Here is a 263-nt window from a genome sequence, read left to right on the forward strand (position 1 = left end):
TGAAACCACCTTTTACATCAATCAGATTGTCAAATCCTCTGGCACGTAAAATGGAATTGAAGATCATGGAACGATAGCCGCCTGCACAGTGTATATAATAGGTTTTATTCTTGTCGATCAAACTCATGCTGTCATTGATAAAATCAAGCGGAGCGTTTTCGGCATTGAGTACATGTTCACTGAGGTATTCACTTTTTTTACGAACGTCAAGTATAGTTACTTGTTCATTCGATACGATCGTTGCAAGTTCATCAGCTGAGATC

Annotated in this window: 1 protein-coding gene; it reads right to left on the bottom strand. The window is 38.8% G+C overall.

Going from position 1 to position 263, the window contains the following annotated elements:
• The coding region (locus VJI93_RS08970) for a rhodanese-like domain-containing protein (protein ID WP_324009351.1) at positions 1-263 on the bottom strand (263 nt) is incomplete at both ends.

The sequence above is a fragment of the Parvimonas sp. M20 genome (assembly GCF_035282425.1).
Taxonomy (GTDB): domain Bacteria; phylum Bacillota; class Clostridia; order Tissierellales; family Peptoniphilaceae; genus Parvimonas.